Annotated in this window: 16 protein-coding genes; 11 read left to right on the forward strand and 5 right to left on the reverse strand. The window is 60.2% G+C overall.

The features are described from left to right. Nucleotides 1-90 precede the first annotated feature (90 nt). Nucleotides 91-738: a TetR/AcrR family transcriptional regulator gene (locus MUO32_RS27605; RefSeq protein ID WP_257951589.1), complete on the reverse strand. Its 648-nt coding sequence runs from the start codon at nt 736-738 to the stop codon at nt 91-93. Between the two features lie 225 nt (nt 739-963). On the opposite strand from MUO32_RS27605, the gene MUO32_RS27610 reads away from it, so the two are divergent. The 10 genes from MUO32_RS27610 (at nt 964) to MUO32_RS27655 (ending at nt 11398) form a co-directional block, all read left to right on the forward strand. Beyond that, nucleotides 964-2556, forward strand: a complete 1593-nt coding sequence (locus MUO32_RS27610; RefSeq protein WP_257951590.1) for an ABC transporter substrate-binding protein — start codon at nt 964-966, stop codon at nt 2554-2556. A 105-nt stretch (nt 2557-2661) separates the two neighbouring features. After that, a complete protein-coding gene (locus MUO32_RS27615) occupies nt 2662-3681 on the forward strand; it encodes a flavin reductase (protein WP_257951591.1) in 1020 nt (339 codons plus the stop codon). 27 nt (nt 3682-3708) lie between these two features. Next, nucleotides 3709-4734, forward strand: coding sequence for an LLM class flavin-dependent oxidoreductase (locus MUO32_RS27620; RefSeq protein ID WP_257951593.1), 1026 nt, complete (start codon nt 3709-3711; stop codon nt 4732-4734). Between the two features lie 35 nt (nt 4735-4769). After that, nucleotides 4770-4988 (forward strand): 2-hydroxymuconate tautomerase, encoded by a 219-nt coding sequence (locus MUO32_RS27625; RefSeq protein ID WP_257951594.1) that lies wholly within the window; start codon nt 4770-4772, stop codon nt 4986-4988. An 11-nt stretch (nt 4989-4999) separates the two neighbouring features. Continuing rightward, on the forward strand, nt 5000-5776 hold the full coding sequence (locus MUO32_RS27630; RefSeq protein ID WP_257951595.1) for an alpha/beta fold hydrolase: 777 nt from the start codon (nt 5000-5002) through the stop codon (nt 5774-5776). Between the two features lie 76 nt (nt 5777-5852). Continuing rightward, nucleotides 5853-6806, forward strand: a complete 954-nt coding sequence (locus MUO32_RS27635) for an ABC transporter permease (RefSeq protein WP_257951596.1) — start codon at nt 5853-5855, stop codon at nt 6804-6806. Nucleotides 6807-6844: 38 nt separating this feature from the next. Beyond that, nucleotides 6845-7732 (forward strand): ABC transporter permease, encoded by an 888-nt coding sequence (locus MUO32_RS27640; protein ID WP_257951597.1) that lies wholly within the window; start codon nt 6845-6847, stop codon nt 7730-7732. 7 nt (nt 7733-7739) lie between these two features. After that, nucleotides 7740-9350 carry an ABC transporter ATP-binding protein gene (locus tag MUO32_RS27645; RefSeq protein ID WP_257951598.1) on the forward strand — a complete coding sequence of 537 codons (1611 nt, stop codon included), beginning with the start codon at nt 7740-7742 and terminating at the stop codon, nt 9348-9350. A gap of 23 nt (nt 9351-9373) precedes the next feature. After that, on the forward strand, nt 9374-10819 hold the full coding sequence (locus MUO32_RS27650; protein WP_257951599.1) for an NAD-dependent succinate-semialdehyde dehydrogenase: 1446 nt from the start codon (nt 9374-9376) through the stop codon (nt 10817-10819). A 21-nt stretch (nt 10820-10840) separates the two neighbouring features. Continuing rightward, entirely contained in the window at nt 10841-11398 is a 558-nt protein-coding gene (locus MUO32_RS27655; RefSeq protein WP_257951600.1) for a helix-turn-helix domain-containing protein, read from the forward strand. A gap of 264 nt (nt 11399-11662) precedes the next feature. Here the strand turns inward: MUO32_RS27655 and MUO32_RS27660 are convergent, their stop codons facing one another. Then, entirely contained in the window at nt 11663-12373 is a 711-nt protein-coding gene (locus MUO32_RS27660; protein WP_257951601.1) for an SDR family oxidoreductase, read from the reverse strand. A gap of 84 nt (nt 12374-12457) precedes the next feature. Between MUO32_RS27660 and MUO32_RS27665 the strand changes: the two genes are divergently transcribed. Continuing rightward, entirely contained in the window at nt 12458-13363 is a 906-nt protein-coding gene (locus MUO32_RS27665; RefSeq protein ID WP_257951602.1) for a LysR family transcriptional regulator, read from the forward strand. A gap of 127 nt (nt 13364-13490) precedes the next feature. On the opposite strand, the gene MUO32_RS27670 is transcribed toward MUO32_RS27665, so the two are convergent. Genes MUO32_RS27670 through MUO32_RS27680 form a run of 3 tightly spaced genes read right to left on the reverse strand, consistent with a single transcriptional unit; the run spans nt 13491 to nt 16802 of the window. After that, nucleotides 13491-14984 (reverse strand): proline/glycine betaine ABC transporter permease, encoded by a 1494-nt coding sequence (locus tag MUO32_RS27670; protein WP_257951603.1) that lies wholly within the window; start codon nt 14982-14984, stop codon nt 13491-13493. Beyond that, the gene (locus MUO32_RS27675) at nt 14981-15829 is read right to left on the reverse strand and encodes an ATP-binding cassette domain-containing protein (RefSeq protein WP_257951604.1); all 849 of its coding nucleotides are present in this window, start codon (nt 15827-15829) and stop codon (nt 14981-14983) included. Before MUO32_RS27675 ends, MUO32_RS27670 begins: the two co-directional genes overlap by 4 nt. A 4-nt stretch (nt 15830-15833) precedes the next feature. Next, on the reverse strand, nt 15834-16802 hold the full coding sequence (locus MUO32_RS27680; RefSeq protein WP_257951605.1) for a glycine betaine ABC transporter substrate-binding protein: 969 nt from the start codon (nt 16800-16802) through the stop codon (nt 15834-15836). Between the last annotated feature and the right edge of the window lie 13 nt (nt 16803-16815).

Raw genomic sequence — 16815 nt, forward strand, 5'->3', positions numbered from 1 at the left:
CTTTGCCGATCGGAGATTGCGATACGGCCGCGCTCGGTTTGGAGAGGGCTGCGACAGGGTCCAGGCGGAAGCCGGAAAGCACCGTGGCGTTCAGTTCATCGGTTGAGTAACGGAGTGTTCCGCAGCTGGAAGGACTGCGTTGACCAGTCGGATACAGCCTTCCAGCCCGTTGCGAATGGATGCATCGTTATGATGACGTTCCCAGTCGAGCCAAAGGCCGTCGAGCATTGCCATTATGCTGTCGGCGAGGAGGTTTACGTCCCCCTCGCTGCCCTGCCTTTCCTCTCGCACCTTCTGAAGCACGTCCAAGAGATTCAGTCGGTAGCGGTCGTAAAGTTCACGCTCGGTTTCCGCAATTTGCGCATGGGAAAGTGCCGCCGACCAGAGATCGACACGCACACGCAGATATTCGTGTTTCAGGAAAGCCGGACTGAAGCCTGTACCAAGGAAGGCCTTCAGCTGCTCGATCGGCGTTTTCGAGGAACGGCCGACGTCCTGAAACGTCGCGTCCAGCAGGGTTCGAGATGCATAGCGGTAGGTCTCGACCAACACCTCGTTCATATCTTTGAAGTGGTAGGTGATATGGCCCAGCGAGATATTCGAGTGCTCGGCGATTTTCCGCGCGGTCAACTTCGCATATCCGACGTCCTGGATGCACTGAAAGGCCGCCTCGATGATTTCCGCCCGCCGATCCTCCGAGGAGCGGAAGGTGCGTTGCTTCTTCTTGGCTTCAGTCACGCTGCATCCTCCTCATCTGTCCGCGCGCCATATTCATCGCACATCGCGCTCCCGGCAAGAGCATGGCGTCGCGCATTCGCGGAGCGTTCAATCAACCGTCTCATAAGTCACACTTTCCGTATTGACAAGATGAATGGTACAGATGTACGAAATAGAGATCGTACGGATGTACAAATATTCGACGTTGCGGCCCGCACTGAAGCGGCGCCATTGGGGAAGAAAGAAATGAGCAATTTCGACTGGGATCGTTTTTCCAAGCGCAACCTCTCCCGCCGAGGGGTTCTGAAGGGTGCGGCTGCCATTGGTGGCGCGGCAATGCTCGGCGGGCTCTCCCTGCCGGGGACGGCGCGGGCTGAGCCCGTGCGCGGTGGCACGCTGACCATGGGTCTCGGCGGCGCCAACACCACGGACACGCTCGATCCGGCTCTCGCCTGGGACGATTTCATGATGGCGCTGAGCTATGGCGGCCTGCGCAACAACCTCATCGAGCTCGATGCGGACGGCAATGCAGTTGGAGAGCTCGCGGAAAGCTGGGAATCGAGTGCGGACGCTAAGACGTGGATATTCCGCCTGCGCAAGGGCGTCGAGTTCCACAATGGCAAGTCGCTGGACGTCAACGACGTGATCGCGTCAATCAACCATCATCGTGGCGAGAAGACCACATCGCTTGCAAAGAGCATCTTTTCCCAGATTGCTGACGTAAAGGCAGAGGATGCCACAAGCGTCCGCATCGAGCTTGCTGCCGGCAATGCCGACCTCGCCATTCTCCTGTCCGACTATCATCTCGGCGTCATGCCGGCGAATGCCGACGGCAGCGTCGACTGGCAGTCGGGCATGGGTACCGGTGGCTACAAGCTGGAAAGCTTCGAGGCGGGCGTGCGGGCCACGGCAACACGTTTTGCCAATTACTGGAAACAGGGGCGCGCCCACGTCGATGCGGTTGAGCTGATCGCGATCAACGACGTCACCGCGCGCCAGAGCGCGCTGGTCACCGGCCAGATCAACGTGATGAACCGCGTTGATCTGAAGACCATCGCCCTGCTGCAGCGCGCCGGCAAGGTGCGTGTCGATGAGGTGCAGGGCTATTGCCATGCCACCATGCCGATGCTGGTCGATATCAAGCCCTATGACGATAAGAACGTTCGCATGGCGCTGAAACATGCAATCGACCGCGAACAGTGGGTCGCGACGTTGTTGCAAGGGCATGGTGTCGTCGGAAACGACCACCCGATCCCGGCCAACCAGCGCTATTTCAATGCCGAACTGCCGCAGCGTGCCTACGATCCGGACAAGGCGAAGCACTATCTGAAGCAGTCAGGCCTCGATAGCCTGTCGGTCGAGCTCAGCGCTTCCGACGCGGCGTTTGCGACCGCTGTCGATGCTGCCGTCGTGTTCAAGGAATCCGCTTCTGCCGCTGGTATCGACATCAACGTGAAGCGGGAGCCGAGCGACGGCTACTGGAGCAATGTGTGGGCGAAGAAGCCGTTCTGCACCTGCTACTGGACCGGCCGTCCGACCCCTGACGCCATCTTCTCGCTGATCTACGCCAAGGGCGCGTCCTTCGGCGATACGCGTTGGGACAACGAGCGCTTCAATAGCCTTCTCCTCGAGGCGCGTGCAGAACTCGACGAGGTGAAGCGCAAGGACATGTATGGCGAGATGCAGGCCATCGTAAGCGATGACGGCGGCACCATCGTTCCGATGTTCATGAACTACGTCAATGGACTGGGTGAGGCGGTACAGACCCCTGAGCGCCAGAATGCCGATTTGCCGCTGGATGGCATGAAGGCGATCGAACGCTGGTGGGTCACCGCCTGACATGAACGCCTGCCGCGCTCTCCGCTGTTGAAGCGGCAGGGGGCGGGGCGGGCGCAATCAGCCGGCGAAATCGGCCACGGCCAAACCTGAACCCGAGGACTTGGGATGACACACACCTGGGTGGATGCGAACGGCTGCGAGCGCCGTCTTTTCCGCGACATGCTCGGCTCCTTCATGACCGGCGTAACCGTGGTATCGACACGCGGTGAGGATGGTGTGGTTCGCGCTTTTACGGCCAACTCCTTCACCTCGGTATCGCTCGATCCGCCGTTGGTGCTTGTATGCCTGGCAAAGACCTCCGGCAGCTTCGACACCTTCGTCTCGGCCGAGAATTTCAGCATCAGCGTGCTGGGCGACTGGCAGCGCCAGATGTCCAACGCTTTCGCCTCGCGCGATCTGTCGATGAAGGCGGATGCGCTGGCAAGGCTTGCTGGTGATGTTGTGCCCTTCGTTGACGAAAGCCTGGCAACGATGATCTGCGGACGCGACCGGGTCATCGATGCCGGCGATCACATCATTCTGCTTGGCGCCGTGAATCGCTTCCAGTCGAAGAACGGCCAGCCGCTCGGCTATTTCCGTGGCGGCTATGTCGGCTTCGGTCTTGCCGTGCGCGAACTGGAGCAGCTTGGCGCGCCTCTCTTTGTCGGAGGCCTGCTTGAACGCGACGGTAAGGTTCTGCTGTGCCGGCGGCAGGGCAGCGATCGCTGGGAGTTGCCGGGTGCGGCACTCTCAGCGGGCGAGCATCACACCGGTGTGCTGCGTTCGCTGTTTGCCCGCTTCGGTATCCCGGCGGAAGCCTCGCTTCTCTACTCCCTGTTCCAGGAGGTGGGCGAGCGGCGCACGACGATGATGTTTTCCGTCGAAAGCAATGGCGAGGCCGAGCCGGAAAGCCCTAACGGTATCGAGACCCGCCTGTTCAGCGTTCAGGAACACCCCTGGGAGCTGATCGACGGTGAGATGAAGCAGGGCATGTTGATGCGCTTTTTCCGGGAGCGCGAAGCCGGCTGCTTTGGCATCTATTACGACACCGCCGACGGGGGCCGCGTTATGGCACTCGATGGCAAGCCGCGCCCCTGGGCCGAATGGCGGCCCGACCTGTCCGCAAAGCCGGCGACTGCCCGCTAGGACAGCAAGAAAAGAGGACATATCACGATGGATTTCAACCACTTCCTTTCCAGTTACCTGCCCGATCCGAGCTATGGCGGTACCCGGCTCTATCGCGACATGGTCGAACAGGCGGTCCAGGCGGAGAAATGCGGCTACCGCGGCGTATCGATCCCGGAGCACCATCTCATCAATATCCTGCTCGTGCCGTCGCCATTGCAGCTTGCCGTGAAGATCGCCTCGGCGACCTCGCGCATCGAACTGGTGACCTCGATCGCGGTGTTGCCGATCCGCGACATGCGGATTTTCGCCGGCGAGGTCGTGCAGGCCGATATGCTCTGTGAAAGACGGCTGGTTCTCGGTGTGGGCCGCGGTGCCTTCGCCTATGAAGTGGGCCGCCTCGGCACGCCGCTTGAGGAGACCAAGAAGAAGTTCGAGGAATCGCTTGCCGTGCTGGAGGCGCTTTTGACGAAGGAAGAAGTGTCTTGGAACGGCGATTATTACACGTTCGATCCGATCACCGTGATGCCGCGCCCAGAGCGCGTTATCCCGCTGATGCTGGCTGTGATGGCGCCGGAAGGCATCTACCACACAGCGCGCAAGGGCTATCATGTGCAGACGACGCCGTTGCAAGCATCGCATACGGTTCTGCTGGAGCAGGTCAACGCCTTCCGCTGCGGCAAGATCGAAAGTGGTAAGAATAACCGCCTCGCACTCCAGCGCGGCATCTATCTTGCGCGTGACGCGGCGGATGCACGCGCTAAGCTTGAACTTGCCTCCACCTACTACCAGCGTTTCGACAACGTTTATAGCGGTCCCGGTATCGTCGACAACGGCTGTATCCGTCCGTTGCCACGCAAGCAGACGGTCGAGGAACTCGGCCGCAGTCTGATCATTTGCGAGACGAACGAGATGATCGACCGTCTCGCGGCCTATTCGGAGGCCGGCATCGACGAGGTGATCGTCACTTCGAACTTCGGCCAGGAGCAATCCGAAACACTGGATATGATGGCCCGTTTTTCATCCGACGTCATGCCGCACCTTTCCGGAGTTCGCCAGAAATCCGTCGCGTGAATGCGACGTCTCAACCCAAGATTCGAGGAATGACCATGCCTGTAATCAAGATCGAAATGTTTCCCGGACGTACGCTCGAACAGAAGCGCGCCATCGCGAAGGCAGTAACCGATAGCTTCGTCGAATCCGCTAAGGCAACGCCACAGTCGGTCCACATCATCTTCAGCGAGATCGCGCAGGACGATTGGGCTGTTGCCGGAGAGCTTTGCTCGGACCGGGCAGCAGCTGCCGCCGCGTTGGCCGAAAAGAAGTGAGGCTTTCCACGATGAGCAAGGCAATTGATTGCGCCTATGCGATCGAGGGGCAGGGGCCTGCGCTGTTCCTGATCCATGGTATCGGTGCACGCAAGACAGGCTGGACGAAGATCGTCGAGCAGCTGAAAGATCAGTTCACCTGCATTTCCTATGACCTGCGTGGCCATGGTGACTCGCCACTTCCCGATGGCCGCTTCGGCCTCGACGATCTGGTCGACGACCTGGAGGCGCTGCGCGCCAAGCTTGGCATCGAGACGGCGCATTTCGCCGGCCACTCGCTGGGTGGCATGATCGGCCCGGCCTATGCGCGCCGTTATCCCGAACGTGTGCTGTCGCTCGGTCTGCTGTCGACGGCAGCGTTCCGCACCGAAGACGACAGTTCCAAGGTGAAGGCCGTCGTCACCGCGATGCGCGAGAAGGGTATTCCCCAGGTTCTCGACACATTGACGGCACGCTGGTTCACCGACGATTTCGCGGCTGCTCGGCCGGATGTCATCGAATGGCGCAAGAAGCAGGTTGTCGATACCGACGGGGACGTGTTCCTGAACGTCTTTGACATCTACGCCGAGACGGAAATGAGCCCGTGGCTGCAAGAGGTGAGCGCGCCCTCGCTGGTGCTGACGGGCGAACTCGACGGCGGCTGCAATCCGCGGCTCAATAAACAGATCGCCGAAGCGCTGCCGAATTCCGAACTGATCATCCTGGATGGCCTCAAGCACGCCATCCTGATCGAAGCGTCGGAGCGGGTTGGCCAACCGATGAAGGCCTTCCTGCAACAACACGCCTGATCGGCGTGGACGGCGCACGGCGAGCATCGCCGTGCGCAGTTACTTCAAACAGTGGCAAGTGTGAACGGGACCGGTCATGCGCAACATTCTTGTTCTCATCGCCAATCGGCTGGCGACCGGCGTGCTCACGCTCTGGATCGTATCGGTGATCATTTTTCTCGGCGTATCCGCCTTGCCCGGCGACATCGCGACCGAGGTGCTGGGCCAAGGTGCATCGCCTGAAACGGTCGCCGCCTTCCGCATCCAGCTTGGCCTCGACCTGCCGCTGCATGAGCGCTATGTCGCCTGGCTTTCCGGCATCCTGCACGGAGATTTCGGCACATCGCTCGCCAACCACCGACCAATCAGCGATCTCGTCTTCGGCCGCCTGTCGAGCACGCTGGAGCTGGCGCTTCTGGCCGCCGTCATGGCTGTGCCCCTCGCGCTCGCTCTCGGCATTCTTGCCGCACTCTACCGCAACGGTGTCTTCGATCGCGTCATAAACATGCTGACGCTGACATCGATCTCCTTTCCCGAATTCTTCGTCGCCTATGTGCTGATCCTGTTCCTCTCGGTGAAGACAGGTCTGCTGCCGAGCCTTGCCGGTTCCAGCGACGGCACGGTTCTCGGGCGCATCGAGGGAATGATCCTGCCGGCCTTGACGCTGACGCTGGTCGTCGTGGCCCACATGATGCGCATGACGCGCGCCGCATTGGTTGGAGTGCTCGCCAGTCCCTATATCGAGATGGCGAAGCTGAAGGGCGTTTCGCCCCTCGGCATCATCACGCGCCATGCCCTGCCGAATGCGCTTGCCCCGATCATCAACGTCGTGGTGCTGAACCTCGCCTATCTGATTGTCGGCGTCGTCGTTGTCGAGGTAGTGTTCGTCTATCCGGGTCTCGGCCAGCTGATGGTCGACAGTGTGCAGAAGCGCGACATTCCGGTGGTGCAGGCGTGCAGCCTGATCTTTGCCGCAACCTACATCCTCCTCAATCTGACGGCCGATATTCTCGCAACGGTGACAAATCCGCGCCTGTTGCATCGCCGATGAAACGCCGAGAGACCATGCTTCTTCCCAAGGAACCGTCCATGACTGTACTTGCGCGCGGCAGCGCCGTGTCGTCCGCAACAGGCGGACGGCTTTCCCCCAAGTGGCTGAAGGCACTTGCTGCAGCCCCGCTCAGCGCAAAGCTGGGCCTCTTCATCGTCATTTTCTATGTCGGGCTCGCCCTTCTGGCACCCTGGATCAGCCCCTATGGCGAGGCAGAAATCGTCGGGCCGCAATTTTCGGCATGGAGCAGCGAATTTCTGCTCGGCACCGACAATCTCGGCCGCGACATGCTGACCCGGCTGATTTTTGGCGCACGAAACACCGTCGGGATCGCCTTTGCAGCGACGCTGCTGGCGTTCGCAGTCGGCGGAACGCTCGGCATCTTTTCTGCCGTGGCCGGTGGGTGGCCGGATCATCTGCTGTCACGCACCGTCGATGTGCTGATGGCGATACCGCAGCTGATCTTTTCCATGTTCCTTCTAACGATCTTCGGCATGTCCATCCCGGTGTTGATCGTCGTCATCGCGCTGGTCGACTCCACCCGTGTCTTTCGTCTTGCGCGCGCGCTCGCCATGAACGTGACGGTGATGGACTATATCGACGTGGCGCGGCTGCGCGGCGAAAGCTGGCTCTGGATCATGCGGCGCGAGATCTTGCCGAATATCCTGTCGCCGCTCGTAGCCGAGTTCGGCCTTCGTTTTTGCTTCGTGTTCCTGATGATCAGCGCGTTGAGTTTCCTTGGCCTCGGCATTCAGCCGCCCACGGCAGACTGGGGCTCTATGGTGCGCGACAACGCTACGCTCATCACCTACGGCGACATCAGCCCGCTGCTGCCGGCCGCCGCGATTGCCGTGCTGACGATCGGCATAAACTATGTCGTCGACTGGTTCCTCGACAAATCCAGCGGCCTGCGTGAAGGACAGTGAGGTTCCAATGACAAAGGCAGGTATTCTCCTAAATGTGAACGGCCTCAGGATCGAAGGCGAAAGCGGCGGACGGTGGCAAGAGATCGTCAAGGGCGTCTCACTACGGCTCGATCGCGGCGAGGTGCTCGGCCTGATCGGCGAATCCGGCGCTGGGAAATCGACCATCGGCCTTGCCGCACTCGGCTATGCGCGCCCAGGTTGCCGCTTTTCCGGCGGTCAAGTGCTGTTCGAGGGGCGCGATCTTCTGCGCATGTCCGAAAGCGAGCTGCGCCGCTTGCGGGGCATGCGTATCGCCTACGTCGCCCAATCGGCGGCGGCTTTTTTCAATCCGGCACACCGGCTGATCGACCAGTTCATCGAGGTGCTGGCAGTGCACGGGTTCTCCGACCGCGCGGCCGCAGCGGCGAAGGCGTGCAATTTGTATGCATGCCTCGGCCTTCCAGATCCGGCCCGCTTTGGCCAACGCTACCCTCACCAGGTTTCCGGCGGGCAATTGCAGCGGGCGATGATTGCAATGGCGATGGCGGGCGACCCGGATCTCATCGTCTTCGATGAACCGACGACGGCACTAGACGTCACGACCCAGGTCGGCGTGCTTGCCGCCGTGCGCAGCGCTGTCCGCGGGTCGGAGACCGCCGCGCTGTACATCACGCATGATCTTGCTGTGGTGGCTCAGGTCGCTGACCGCATCATGGTGCTTCGACAGGGGGAGATGGTGGAGGAAGCCGAGACGCAAACCCTTCTTCGTACACCCGGTCAGGACTACACACGCCGCCTTCTGACTGCCGATCCGACCATTCGACGTGAACGCGCCGCTGACGGTCATCTGCTCGAAATCGACAATCTGTCGGCGTCTTATGGTGCGCGTCGCGTGCTTGATGGCATCTCGATACGGGTGCCGAAGGGGCGCACCATGGCGATCGTCGGGGAATCGGGATCCGGCAAGTCCACGCTGGCGCGTGTCATTACGGGTCTTCTTGCACCCGACACCGGCACCCTGCGCTTCGATGGCGCCGTTCTGGGAAGAGGGACCGGCCAGCGCGCCTCCGAGACGTTGCGCCGCATTCAGCTGATCCATCAGATGCCGGATACCGCACTCAATCCGCGCCAGAAGGTGTCAGAGATTTTGGGCCGGCCGCTAACGCTCTACAATGGCGTAAAGGGTGAGGCTGCAGCAGAGCAGGTAGCGCGACTCCTTGAGCAGGTCGAGCTTTCCCCCGCGCTCGGCGACCGGTTTCCAGGCGAATTGTCAGGCGGGCAGAAGCAGCGTGTCTGCATCGCCCGCGCGATTGCGGCCGATCCCGATCTGATCATCTGCGACGAGGTGACGTCCGGCCTCGATCCGCTTGTGGCAGAAGGCATACTGGATTTGCTTTCCGACATGCAGAAGCAGAGCGGCAAGACCTACCTCTTCATCACGCATGACCTGAAGATCGTTGCTGCGATCGCCGACACGGTGGTCGTCATGAAAAACGGCGAAGTGATCGAACAGGATGGGCGTGATGCGGTGCTGAAAAGTCCGCGCAACGACTACACGAAACGACTCATCGCGTCCGTCCCCCAGATGGACCATGGCTGGCTCGATACGCTCACTGCGCGCTCGAGCGCCGATAAATGACCCCTTAAAGACCGGAGATAGCAATGACGATCGACGACCATGCCTATGGCGACACCAAGCTGCTGATCAACGGTGAGTGGCGAGATGCTTTGGAGGGGGCAACCTTGCCTGTTTTCGATCCGGCGACGGGCGAAGCGATCGGCAAGGTGTCGATGGCGACCAAGGCTGATCTCGAATTGGCCGTCTCTGCGGCCGCTGCGGGTTTCGAGTCATGGCGCGTCGTATCCGCCTATGAGCGGTCCAAGATTATGCGCAGGGTCGCCGATATCCTGAGGGAGCGCAAAGAGCGGATTGCCGTTCTGATGACGCGTGAACAGGGCAAGCCGCTGAACGAGTCGCTGGGAGAAATCGGTGCGGCGAGCGATCTCATCGAATGGTTCGCTGAAGAGGGACGGCGCACATATGGACAAGTGATCCCCGGCCGCAGCGCCAACGTTTCCCAGACCACCATCAAGCTCCCAGTCGGGCCCGCTGCTGCCTTCACGCCGTGGAATTTCCCGATTAACCAGATCGTTCGCAAACTATCGGCGGCGCTTGCCGCTGGATGCTCGATCATCGTCAAGGCGCCGGAGGAGACCCCGGCCGCTCCCGCGGAGCTCATACGTGCCTTCGTCGATGCCGGGGTGCCGGCTGGCGTCATCGGGCTCGTCTTCGGTGTGCCTGCGGAGATTTCAGAATATCTTATCGCGCACCCGGTTATCCGAAAGATCTCCTTCACGGGGTCCACACCGGTCGGTAAGCAACTGGCATCGCTTGCAGGCCTGCACATGAAGCGAGCGACAATGGAGCTCGGCGGCCATGCTCCCGCAATTGTGCTCGATGATGCCGATATCGCGAAGGCCGCGCAGGTTCTTTCCTTCTCGAAGTTCCGCAATGCAGGTCAGGTCTGCGTTTCGCCGACGCGTTTTCTGGTTCAGGAGAAAGTGTTCGACCGGTTCCTCGATGTCTTCGTCGAAGCCGCACGCGCCATCAAGATCGGCAATGGATTGGAAAAGGACGTCACGATGGGGCCGCTCGCCAACGAACGGCGAATTCCGGTTCTCGAGTCACTCATCAGTGATGCCGTGGAACGGGGCGGTAGGCTGGTTACTGGCGGGCGTCGGGTCGGCAACAAGGGCAACTTCTTCGAGGCGACAGTGCTGGCGAACGTGCCGACGGAAGCCCGGGTGATGAACGAAGAGCCCTTCGGGCCGCTCGCGATCATCAATCCGGTCAAGAATCTCGACGCGGCGATTGAAGAAGCCAACCGGCTGCCGTTCGGCTTGGCCTCCTATGCCTTCACCAAGTCGATCGAAAGTGCGCAGGCGCTTGCTACACGCATCGAAGCCGGGATGACAACGATCAATCACAACGGCCTTGCACTGCCTGAAGTACCCTTCGGCGGATTGAAGGATTCCGGCTACGGCAACGAAGGTGGTTCTGAGGCAATCGACGCTTATCTCGTGACGAAGTTCGTCTCAGTGACCTGAGTAGTGTGCCGGAGATGCTTAATGACCGGGAATCTCGAAATCCATCATTTGATCCGCACTGCACGGACTGCTCAACGCATGTCGCTGAGAACGCTCGCTGCAATAACAGGATTGACGCCAAGTTTTCTGAGCCAGTTTGAGCGCGGAAAATGTGGGGCGAATGAGACGACGATTGCTCGCATCTCAAACGGCCTAGACCTGTCCTACTCCGGTCTAGGCATCGGTCGAAAGCTTCAGAACCGTATCGTCCACAACAAGGAAAACTGCGGTTTTCACCTGGTTGGGCACACTTATTCCGTATCTATTGACCAGTTCTCCGGCGGCAGGCCCCGAGTGGATATGATCGCCATGCGCTCCGGTGAGAGGACATTGTTGGGTGGTAAGGGCGCTGCCGCGACCATAAGATACCTAATTGTTACGCACGGTAGAATCACACTTCTCTACGATAACCAATGTCTGACCCTTAGTGTGGGTGATACCTTCGAAAGCTTCAACGGTCATCAGATTGAAGTCTCAAGCGGTGATCAACAGGAGGTTCGGCTGATTTGCATCTCCTCGCCCAGCGCATACGCCGGTTAATTCTGGCGAGAGGCAACAACTGCACCGGCGATCGCAACGGCAACATCCGAGTCAATTTCTATCGTGGAGTTTTCCTTCTTCGAATGACTGCTGGCTCTAAAAAGGTGCTTGCGCCCGAAAACGGAAATGAATGCTGCGGTTTGTCGATAGGAAACGCGGCTAAGCGGTTCTTATCCTTTCAAAAGATAAAACGTTCTCGACCGAGGCGAGGAATTCGTAAGTGACTTCGGTCACGAAGTTCTCATGCACGAGGGCGAGGGGTATCTATCGAAGTGTATAGCCTCCGTCACAGAACAGCGTGTTGCCCGTCATGTTGGTATTGTCGAGGAGGAACAGCGCGGCGTGTGCTTGCTCTTCGACGGTTGCCGGGCGCTGGGCAAGGCATAGAGTGCGCCAGGCGGCATAGGCCGGCTCCCGAATGTCCTCAGCGCGGTTGCGCCATAGGTCACTGTCGGTGGTTCCAGGGGAGAGGCAGTTGACCCTGATAGGGCTGAGTTCCAGAGCAAGGCCACGTGCCAAACCTTCCAGTGCGGAGTTGCATGCGGCATAGGCGGGAGCACCGATGGGGCGAATGGAGGCCGCGCCGGCCATAAGGACAATCGATGCGTCTGATCGGAGATGGGCAAGTGCTGCGTGTACAGCCCAGTATTGCGACCAGAACTTTGCGATGAAAAGCGCTTCGCTCGTTTCCGTATCGCCATCGCGGAAGGCGCCTGTCTGATACGAGGCTGCCGGTGTAAAGAGCCCGGACAGCGCTGGCGAATCCGCTAGGAAGTCGCTCACCGATGCCCGGTCCGCAATGTCGACACGGCATCCGGTGGCGGCCGGTCCGAGGGACGCGAGCGTGCTCTCCAATCGGTCGGGCGAACGCCCTCCGATCAGGACATAATCGCCGCGTTCGACGAGTTTGTGGGCGAGCGCCCGACCGATGCCGGCCGTGCCCCCGATGATGGCGTAGGTTCGTTTGGTGCTCATATGACAAAGATATTCGCGATTTTCGAACGGGAAAAGCGAAAGGAATTCCCTTTATTCATTCCCTATTTTCTCTAATATGTGGTCATGCAGCATTTCACAGGTGATGATGTCGGGGTATTTCTGGCCGTTTGTGAGGCTGGAAGCTTTGCAACAGCTTCAAGACGGGTTGGCCTTTCGCCGTCGGCCGTGGCTAAGGCGGTAGCGCGCCTTGAAGTCCGGTTGACCGTGAGGCTCTTCAAGCGCACGACACGGACACTTTCTCTTACCGAAGAGGGTGCGGCCTATCGGGATGTCTGCGCTTCGGCGCGGCAGCAGGTCGAGTGCGTCGAACAAGCCATACGCAATCTCCCGGACGAGCCCGCCGGTCTCGTCCGTATAAGCCTACCGCCATTGTTCGGTGCTCATGTGATCGCCCCGGCGCTCTATGCTCTGGCTCGGATCTGGCCGAAGCTCCGCTATCATGTAACCGCCACGACAGCGCCATCCGACCTAGTCGAAGGCAATGTGGATATTGCCGTGCGTATTGGCGAAACTCCGGAGACGGCGGGTTTGATGGCCCGGCGTCTGGGGTGGCAGGACGTGGCTCTTTGTGGCTCGGCAGAATATTTCTCACGCAAGGCAAAGCCGCAGACGGTTGAAGAGCTTGGTCGTCATGACCTCATTGGCACCCCCAGAAACGGCAAAGTATTGCCTTGGCCGTTCCAGATGGCGGATGGTGGAGTCTCCATGTGGACGCCCGATACCCGGCTACTACTCGAAGGCAGCCTGCTGGCTTTGGCAGCAATCCGGGAGGGGTATGGCCTTGGCCTCGTTCCACGCTGGCTCGTGGAGGAGGATATACATTCGGGACGCATCCTGACTGTTCTCGACGAAAATATTGGCGGTCACTTGCCGGTCCACGTCTTGTGGCCGGCTTCGCCCATCATGTTGTCTCGTCTTCGCCTGACGATCGATGCGATTGTCGCAGCAACACGCCATCGTCTGAGTTAGACGGCGTCCGGCAACAGTTACCAATTGCGGGCGGTCTAAGCAGCGCTGCCTGGCAGCTCTCACGACATGTCTTGAGCTGTGCGGCTACATCTGTACTTGGTACGCGCCCGTTGGTTGGCTTCGCGCTTCAGTGTGTCCGGCCCCCCTGAACCATTCGATCGAGTACGATCGCGCACAGGAGGATTGCAAGGCCGGCGAGCAGCCCTTGGCCTTGTGCGGCATACTGTAGAGCGTGCAGAACGTCCTCGCCAAGCCCCTTTGCCCCGATGAGGGCCGCGATCACGACCATCGACAAACACATCAGGATGGTCTGGCTGATGCCAGCCATGATCGACGGTCCAGCCGTTGGGAGATCAACCTTGAAGAGGATGAAGCTGCGGGATGCACCAAAGGCAACGGCAGCTTCGCGCACCGAAGCCGGAACTGAAGCGATGCCGAGTGCCGTTAACCGGACGACGGGCGGTATGCCGAAGATGACCGTCGCGATGATGCCGGAGGGTTTGCCGATGCCGAAGAGTGCGATAACGGGAATCAGGTAGACGAAGGCCGGCATGGTTTGCATGAAATCGAGTAGCGGGCGCACGATTGCAGCGATACGCCGATTGTAGCCGCAAAGAATGCCAAGCGGTATGCCGATAGAAATCGAGATCAGTGCCGCGGTTCCCAGAAGCGCTACGGTCTGCATGCTCTTTTCCCAATATCCGAGAATTGCCAGATAGCTGATCGCGACGAAGGTTAGAAGGAAGACGCGAAAACCCGCGAGTTGCCAGGCGATGGCAAGGATGATGGCCATGACGACTGGCCATGGCGTTTCTGTGAGCACCGCCTCCAGCAGGCCAAGCATACCGGTGATCGCATAGGTCAGCGTCCCCGCCGCCGGGGCCACGGCCTTGCTGATCGAGCCAATGATGTGATCCAGCCAGGCCGCGCTGGCAGAGTTCCAGGCTGGGTCGCTCGGGACGGCATCCAGCAGAGTTCGATCGCTGAAATGGAGAAGGATGATGGGAATGAGGGCGGCCAGCAGGACGGGGGCTCCGCCGGCGTGCAACAGGCTGAAGCCGGCTTTCCTACGATCGCTTTCAAGCCGCCACGTGCGAAAACGCCGTTCGGCAATATGATTGGCTATCGCACCCAGTGACAGCCGGGTGGCGACAAGGAGACTGCCGCCGAGCGCCAGGATCAGGGAGGCGCCAGCCTTGGCATGATCGGCAACCTGCCGCGCTTCATCTGCGGCTTTTTCAAGTGCTGCGGCGGAGCGGGTCAATGACTTGACGATCGTCGATGTCGCGTCCCTGTCGTTTGCCGCCTTGGCTTCGGAAAGGCGCGTTACGGCGAGCTTTTCAAGGCGGTCTGCTCGTGCACCCTGTTCGGCGCTCGTGCCGCCGGCAAGCGCGAAGGCGATCAGAACGACCGCAAGCAGATCGGCGATGAGGTATGGCCAGAAAGCCGACCACAGCCGGCGGCCGCCGAGCCAGATGGGACCGAGCAGGGCTGCGGCGATATTGATGGAGGGCACATAACCCCGCCGTTCCCCAATGCGTTGGAAAGCCTGTCGATAATATAGGCCGTTCCTGCCGGCAAAATGCATGATCGCTTCGTCGCGTGCAGTGTGATGGGTCATGCGATGGCTCGTGCTTTGGCAGGTGGGAAATCGCTCAGCGCGGGACGGCGGGCGTTTTGGACGAAGCGCCGCACATAGTCATCCGCGGGTTGACTCAAAAGAGTGTCAGCCGTCCCGACCTGAACGATGCGACCGGCCCGCATGAGGACGACCCGATCGGCAATGCGGAACGCTTCATCGACGTCATGCGTCACGAAAACGGTCGTCTTGCCCAGCTCTCGTGAGAGCGCCATGAACTGGGTTTGTAGGTCGTGGCGGATCAACGGGTCAAGGGCGCTGAACGGTTCGTCCATCAGCAGGATATCGGGATCGGCAGCCAGCGCCCGTGCCAAGCCGACACGTTGCTGCATCCCGCCCGAAAGGGCTGTTATGCGGCGGTCGCCAAGACCTTCGAGACCGACACGGACAAGGAGCTCGTCCGCCCGATCCTCGCGCTGCGTTCGGGCAACTCCGCGAATTTCGAGCGGCAGCGCGACGTTGTCGCGTACCGAGAGATGCGCAAGCAGCGCATGAGACTGGAACACCATCCCAATGCGGCGTGAGCGCAATTCGCGGAGTGACTTCGGTCCGATGGACAGGATATCGCTGCCATCGATCCGGACCCTGCCGGTGCTCGGCTCGAGCAGACGATTGACGAGGCGTACGAGTGTCGACTTGCCGCTCCCCGATAACCCCATCAGGCAGACCAGCTCTCCCTTTTTAACGCAGAGGCTGGCACCGCGTACGCCGACGACGGCGCGAAGCCGCTTGAGGACGTCCTCGTCCGGCTCCGGCCGACGGGTCTCGACGAGAACCGCGCGTTCATCGGTGCCAAAAACTTTCCAGACGTCCTCAAGCTCGATCATACAGTTAGTTCCCGATCCAGCCGGCAATGACATCGGGATTGGCGGCGATCCAATCCTTGGCAGCTTCGTCAGGGCTCTTGCCTTCGACAGCGATTGCGAAGGCGAGCTTGCTGACCGCATCTGTGGAGAACGTCACCTTTTCGAGAATGGCGGCGACCTCGGGTGCGCTTTCGGCAAGCGACTTGGAATAGGCGATGTGGATCGCGGCATCCTTGTAGGCCGACTTGATCGAGGATTTTTCCAACCAGTTCGGGTCCGACGGTTCGACGAAGGTCCAGGCTGCCTCGTCGTGCTTGGGCTCTTCCAGCACCTCGAGCTCATAGCGCGCAAAGTTTTGGTGCGGGCCGTAGCAATAACCGATCCAGCCGGTGCCGGCCTTTACGGCGGCGTCGAGATTCGCTGTGGCGACGGCCTCGTCGGTGGTCTGCAGGTCGAAGAAGTCGGCAAAGCCGTAGTCGCGGGCCCGTACCGTTTCGATGTTCGTAGAAAGCCAGCCGGCAGCACCGGCCCAGATATTGCCTTTACCCTTGCCGTCGGGCGAGAAGACGGCTGCCTTGGCAGGGTCGGCAAGATCGAAGACGGAATGGATGTCGTGCTTGTCCGCCGTCGCCTTAGTTGTGCAATAGCCCTGTGTGCCAGAATAGGAGTTCGCGGCGAGCTTTATCTTGCCGCCTTCGCTGGCATATTGATCGACGAGTGCCTGCTGGTTGGGCAGCCAAACGTCCGTCCAGATGTCGATTTCGCCACCATTTCGGTTCAGAGCTTCCCAGATGACCGGGACAGAGCCAGCCTTGACCGCCTCGACTTCTTTTCCGAGTTGCTCTTCGAGCAAGACCTTCACGACATAGGCGGTGCCCTGGGCCGTTGCGTAGCCGGGGTCCGCGACGGTGATAGGAGCTGCCTGGGTAACGGCAGGGATGAGGACTGCGAGCGCGGCCGAGGTGGCGAGAAGGGCTTTGAGAGCTGTGTACACGAGAGTTTCCGTT

Origin of the sequence: Shinella sp. CPCC 101442, assembly GCF_024704725.1 — a bacterium.
In the GTDB taxonomy this organism is placed as follows: domain Bacteria; phylum Pseudomonadota; class Alphaproteobacteria; order Rhizobiales; family Rhizobiaceae; genus Shinella.

Bases quoted from the DNA above. Each gene is read 5' to 3' on its own strand.
- MUO32_RS27610 (WP_257951590.1), top strand. From the start codon at position 964: ATGAGCAATTTCGACTGGGATCGTTTTTCCAAGCGCAACCTCTCCCGC.
- MUO32_RS27615 (WP_257951591.1), top strand. From the start codon at position 2,662: ATGACACACACCTGGGTGGATGCGAACGGCTGCGAGCGCCGTCTTTTC.
- MUO32_RS27620 (WP_257951593.1), top strand. From the start codon at position 3,709: ATGGATTTCAACCACTTCCTTTCCAGTTACCTGCCCGATCCGAGCTAT.
- MUO32_RS27625 (WP_257951594.1), top strand. From the start codon at position 4,770: ATGCCTGTAATCAAGATCGAAATGTTTCCCGGACGTACGCTCGAACAG.
- MUO32_RS27630 (WP_257951595.1), top strand. From the start codon at position 5,000: ATGAGCAAGGCAATTGATTGCGCCTATGCGATCGAGGGGCAGGGGCCT.
- MUO32_RS27635 (WP_257951596.1), top strand. From the start codon at position 5,853: ATGCGCAACATTCTTGTTCTCATCGCCAATCGGCTGGCGACCGGCGTG.
- MUO32_RS27640 (WP_257951597.1), top strand. From the start codon at position 6,845: ATGACTGTACTTGCGCGCGGCAGCGCCGTGTCGTCCGCAACAGGCGGA.
- MUO32_RS27645 (WP_257951598.1), top strand. From the start codon at position 7,740: ATGACAAAGGCAGGTATTCTCCTAAATGTGAACGGCCTCAGGATCGAA.
- MUO32_RS27650 (WP_257951599.1), top strand. From the start codon at position 9,374: ATGACGATCGACGACCATGCCTATGGCGACACCAAGCTGCTGATCAAC.
- MUO32_RS27655 (WP_257951600.1), top strand. From the start codon at position 10,841: ATGACCGGGAATCTCGAAATCCATCATTTGATCCGCACTGCACGGACT.
- MUO32_RS27660 (WP_257951601.1), bottom strand. From the start codon at position 12,373: ATGAGCACCAAACGAACCTACGCCATCATCGGGGGCACGGCCGGCATC.
- MUO32_RS27665 (WP_257951602.1), top strand. From the start codon at position 12,458: ATGCAGCATTTCACAGGTGATGATGTCGGGGTATTTCTGGCCGTTTGT.
- MUO32_RS27670 (WP_257951603.1), bottom strand. From the start codon at position 14,984: ATGACCCATCACACTGCACGCGACGAAGCGATCATGCATTTTGCCGGC.
- MUO32_RS27675 (WP_257951604.1), bottom strand. From the start codon at position 15,829: ATGATCGAGCTTGAGGACGTCTGGAAAGTTTTTGGCACCGATGAACGC.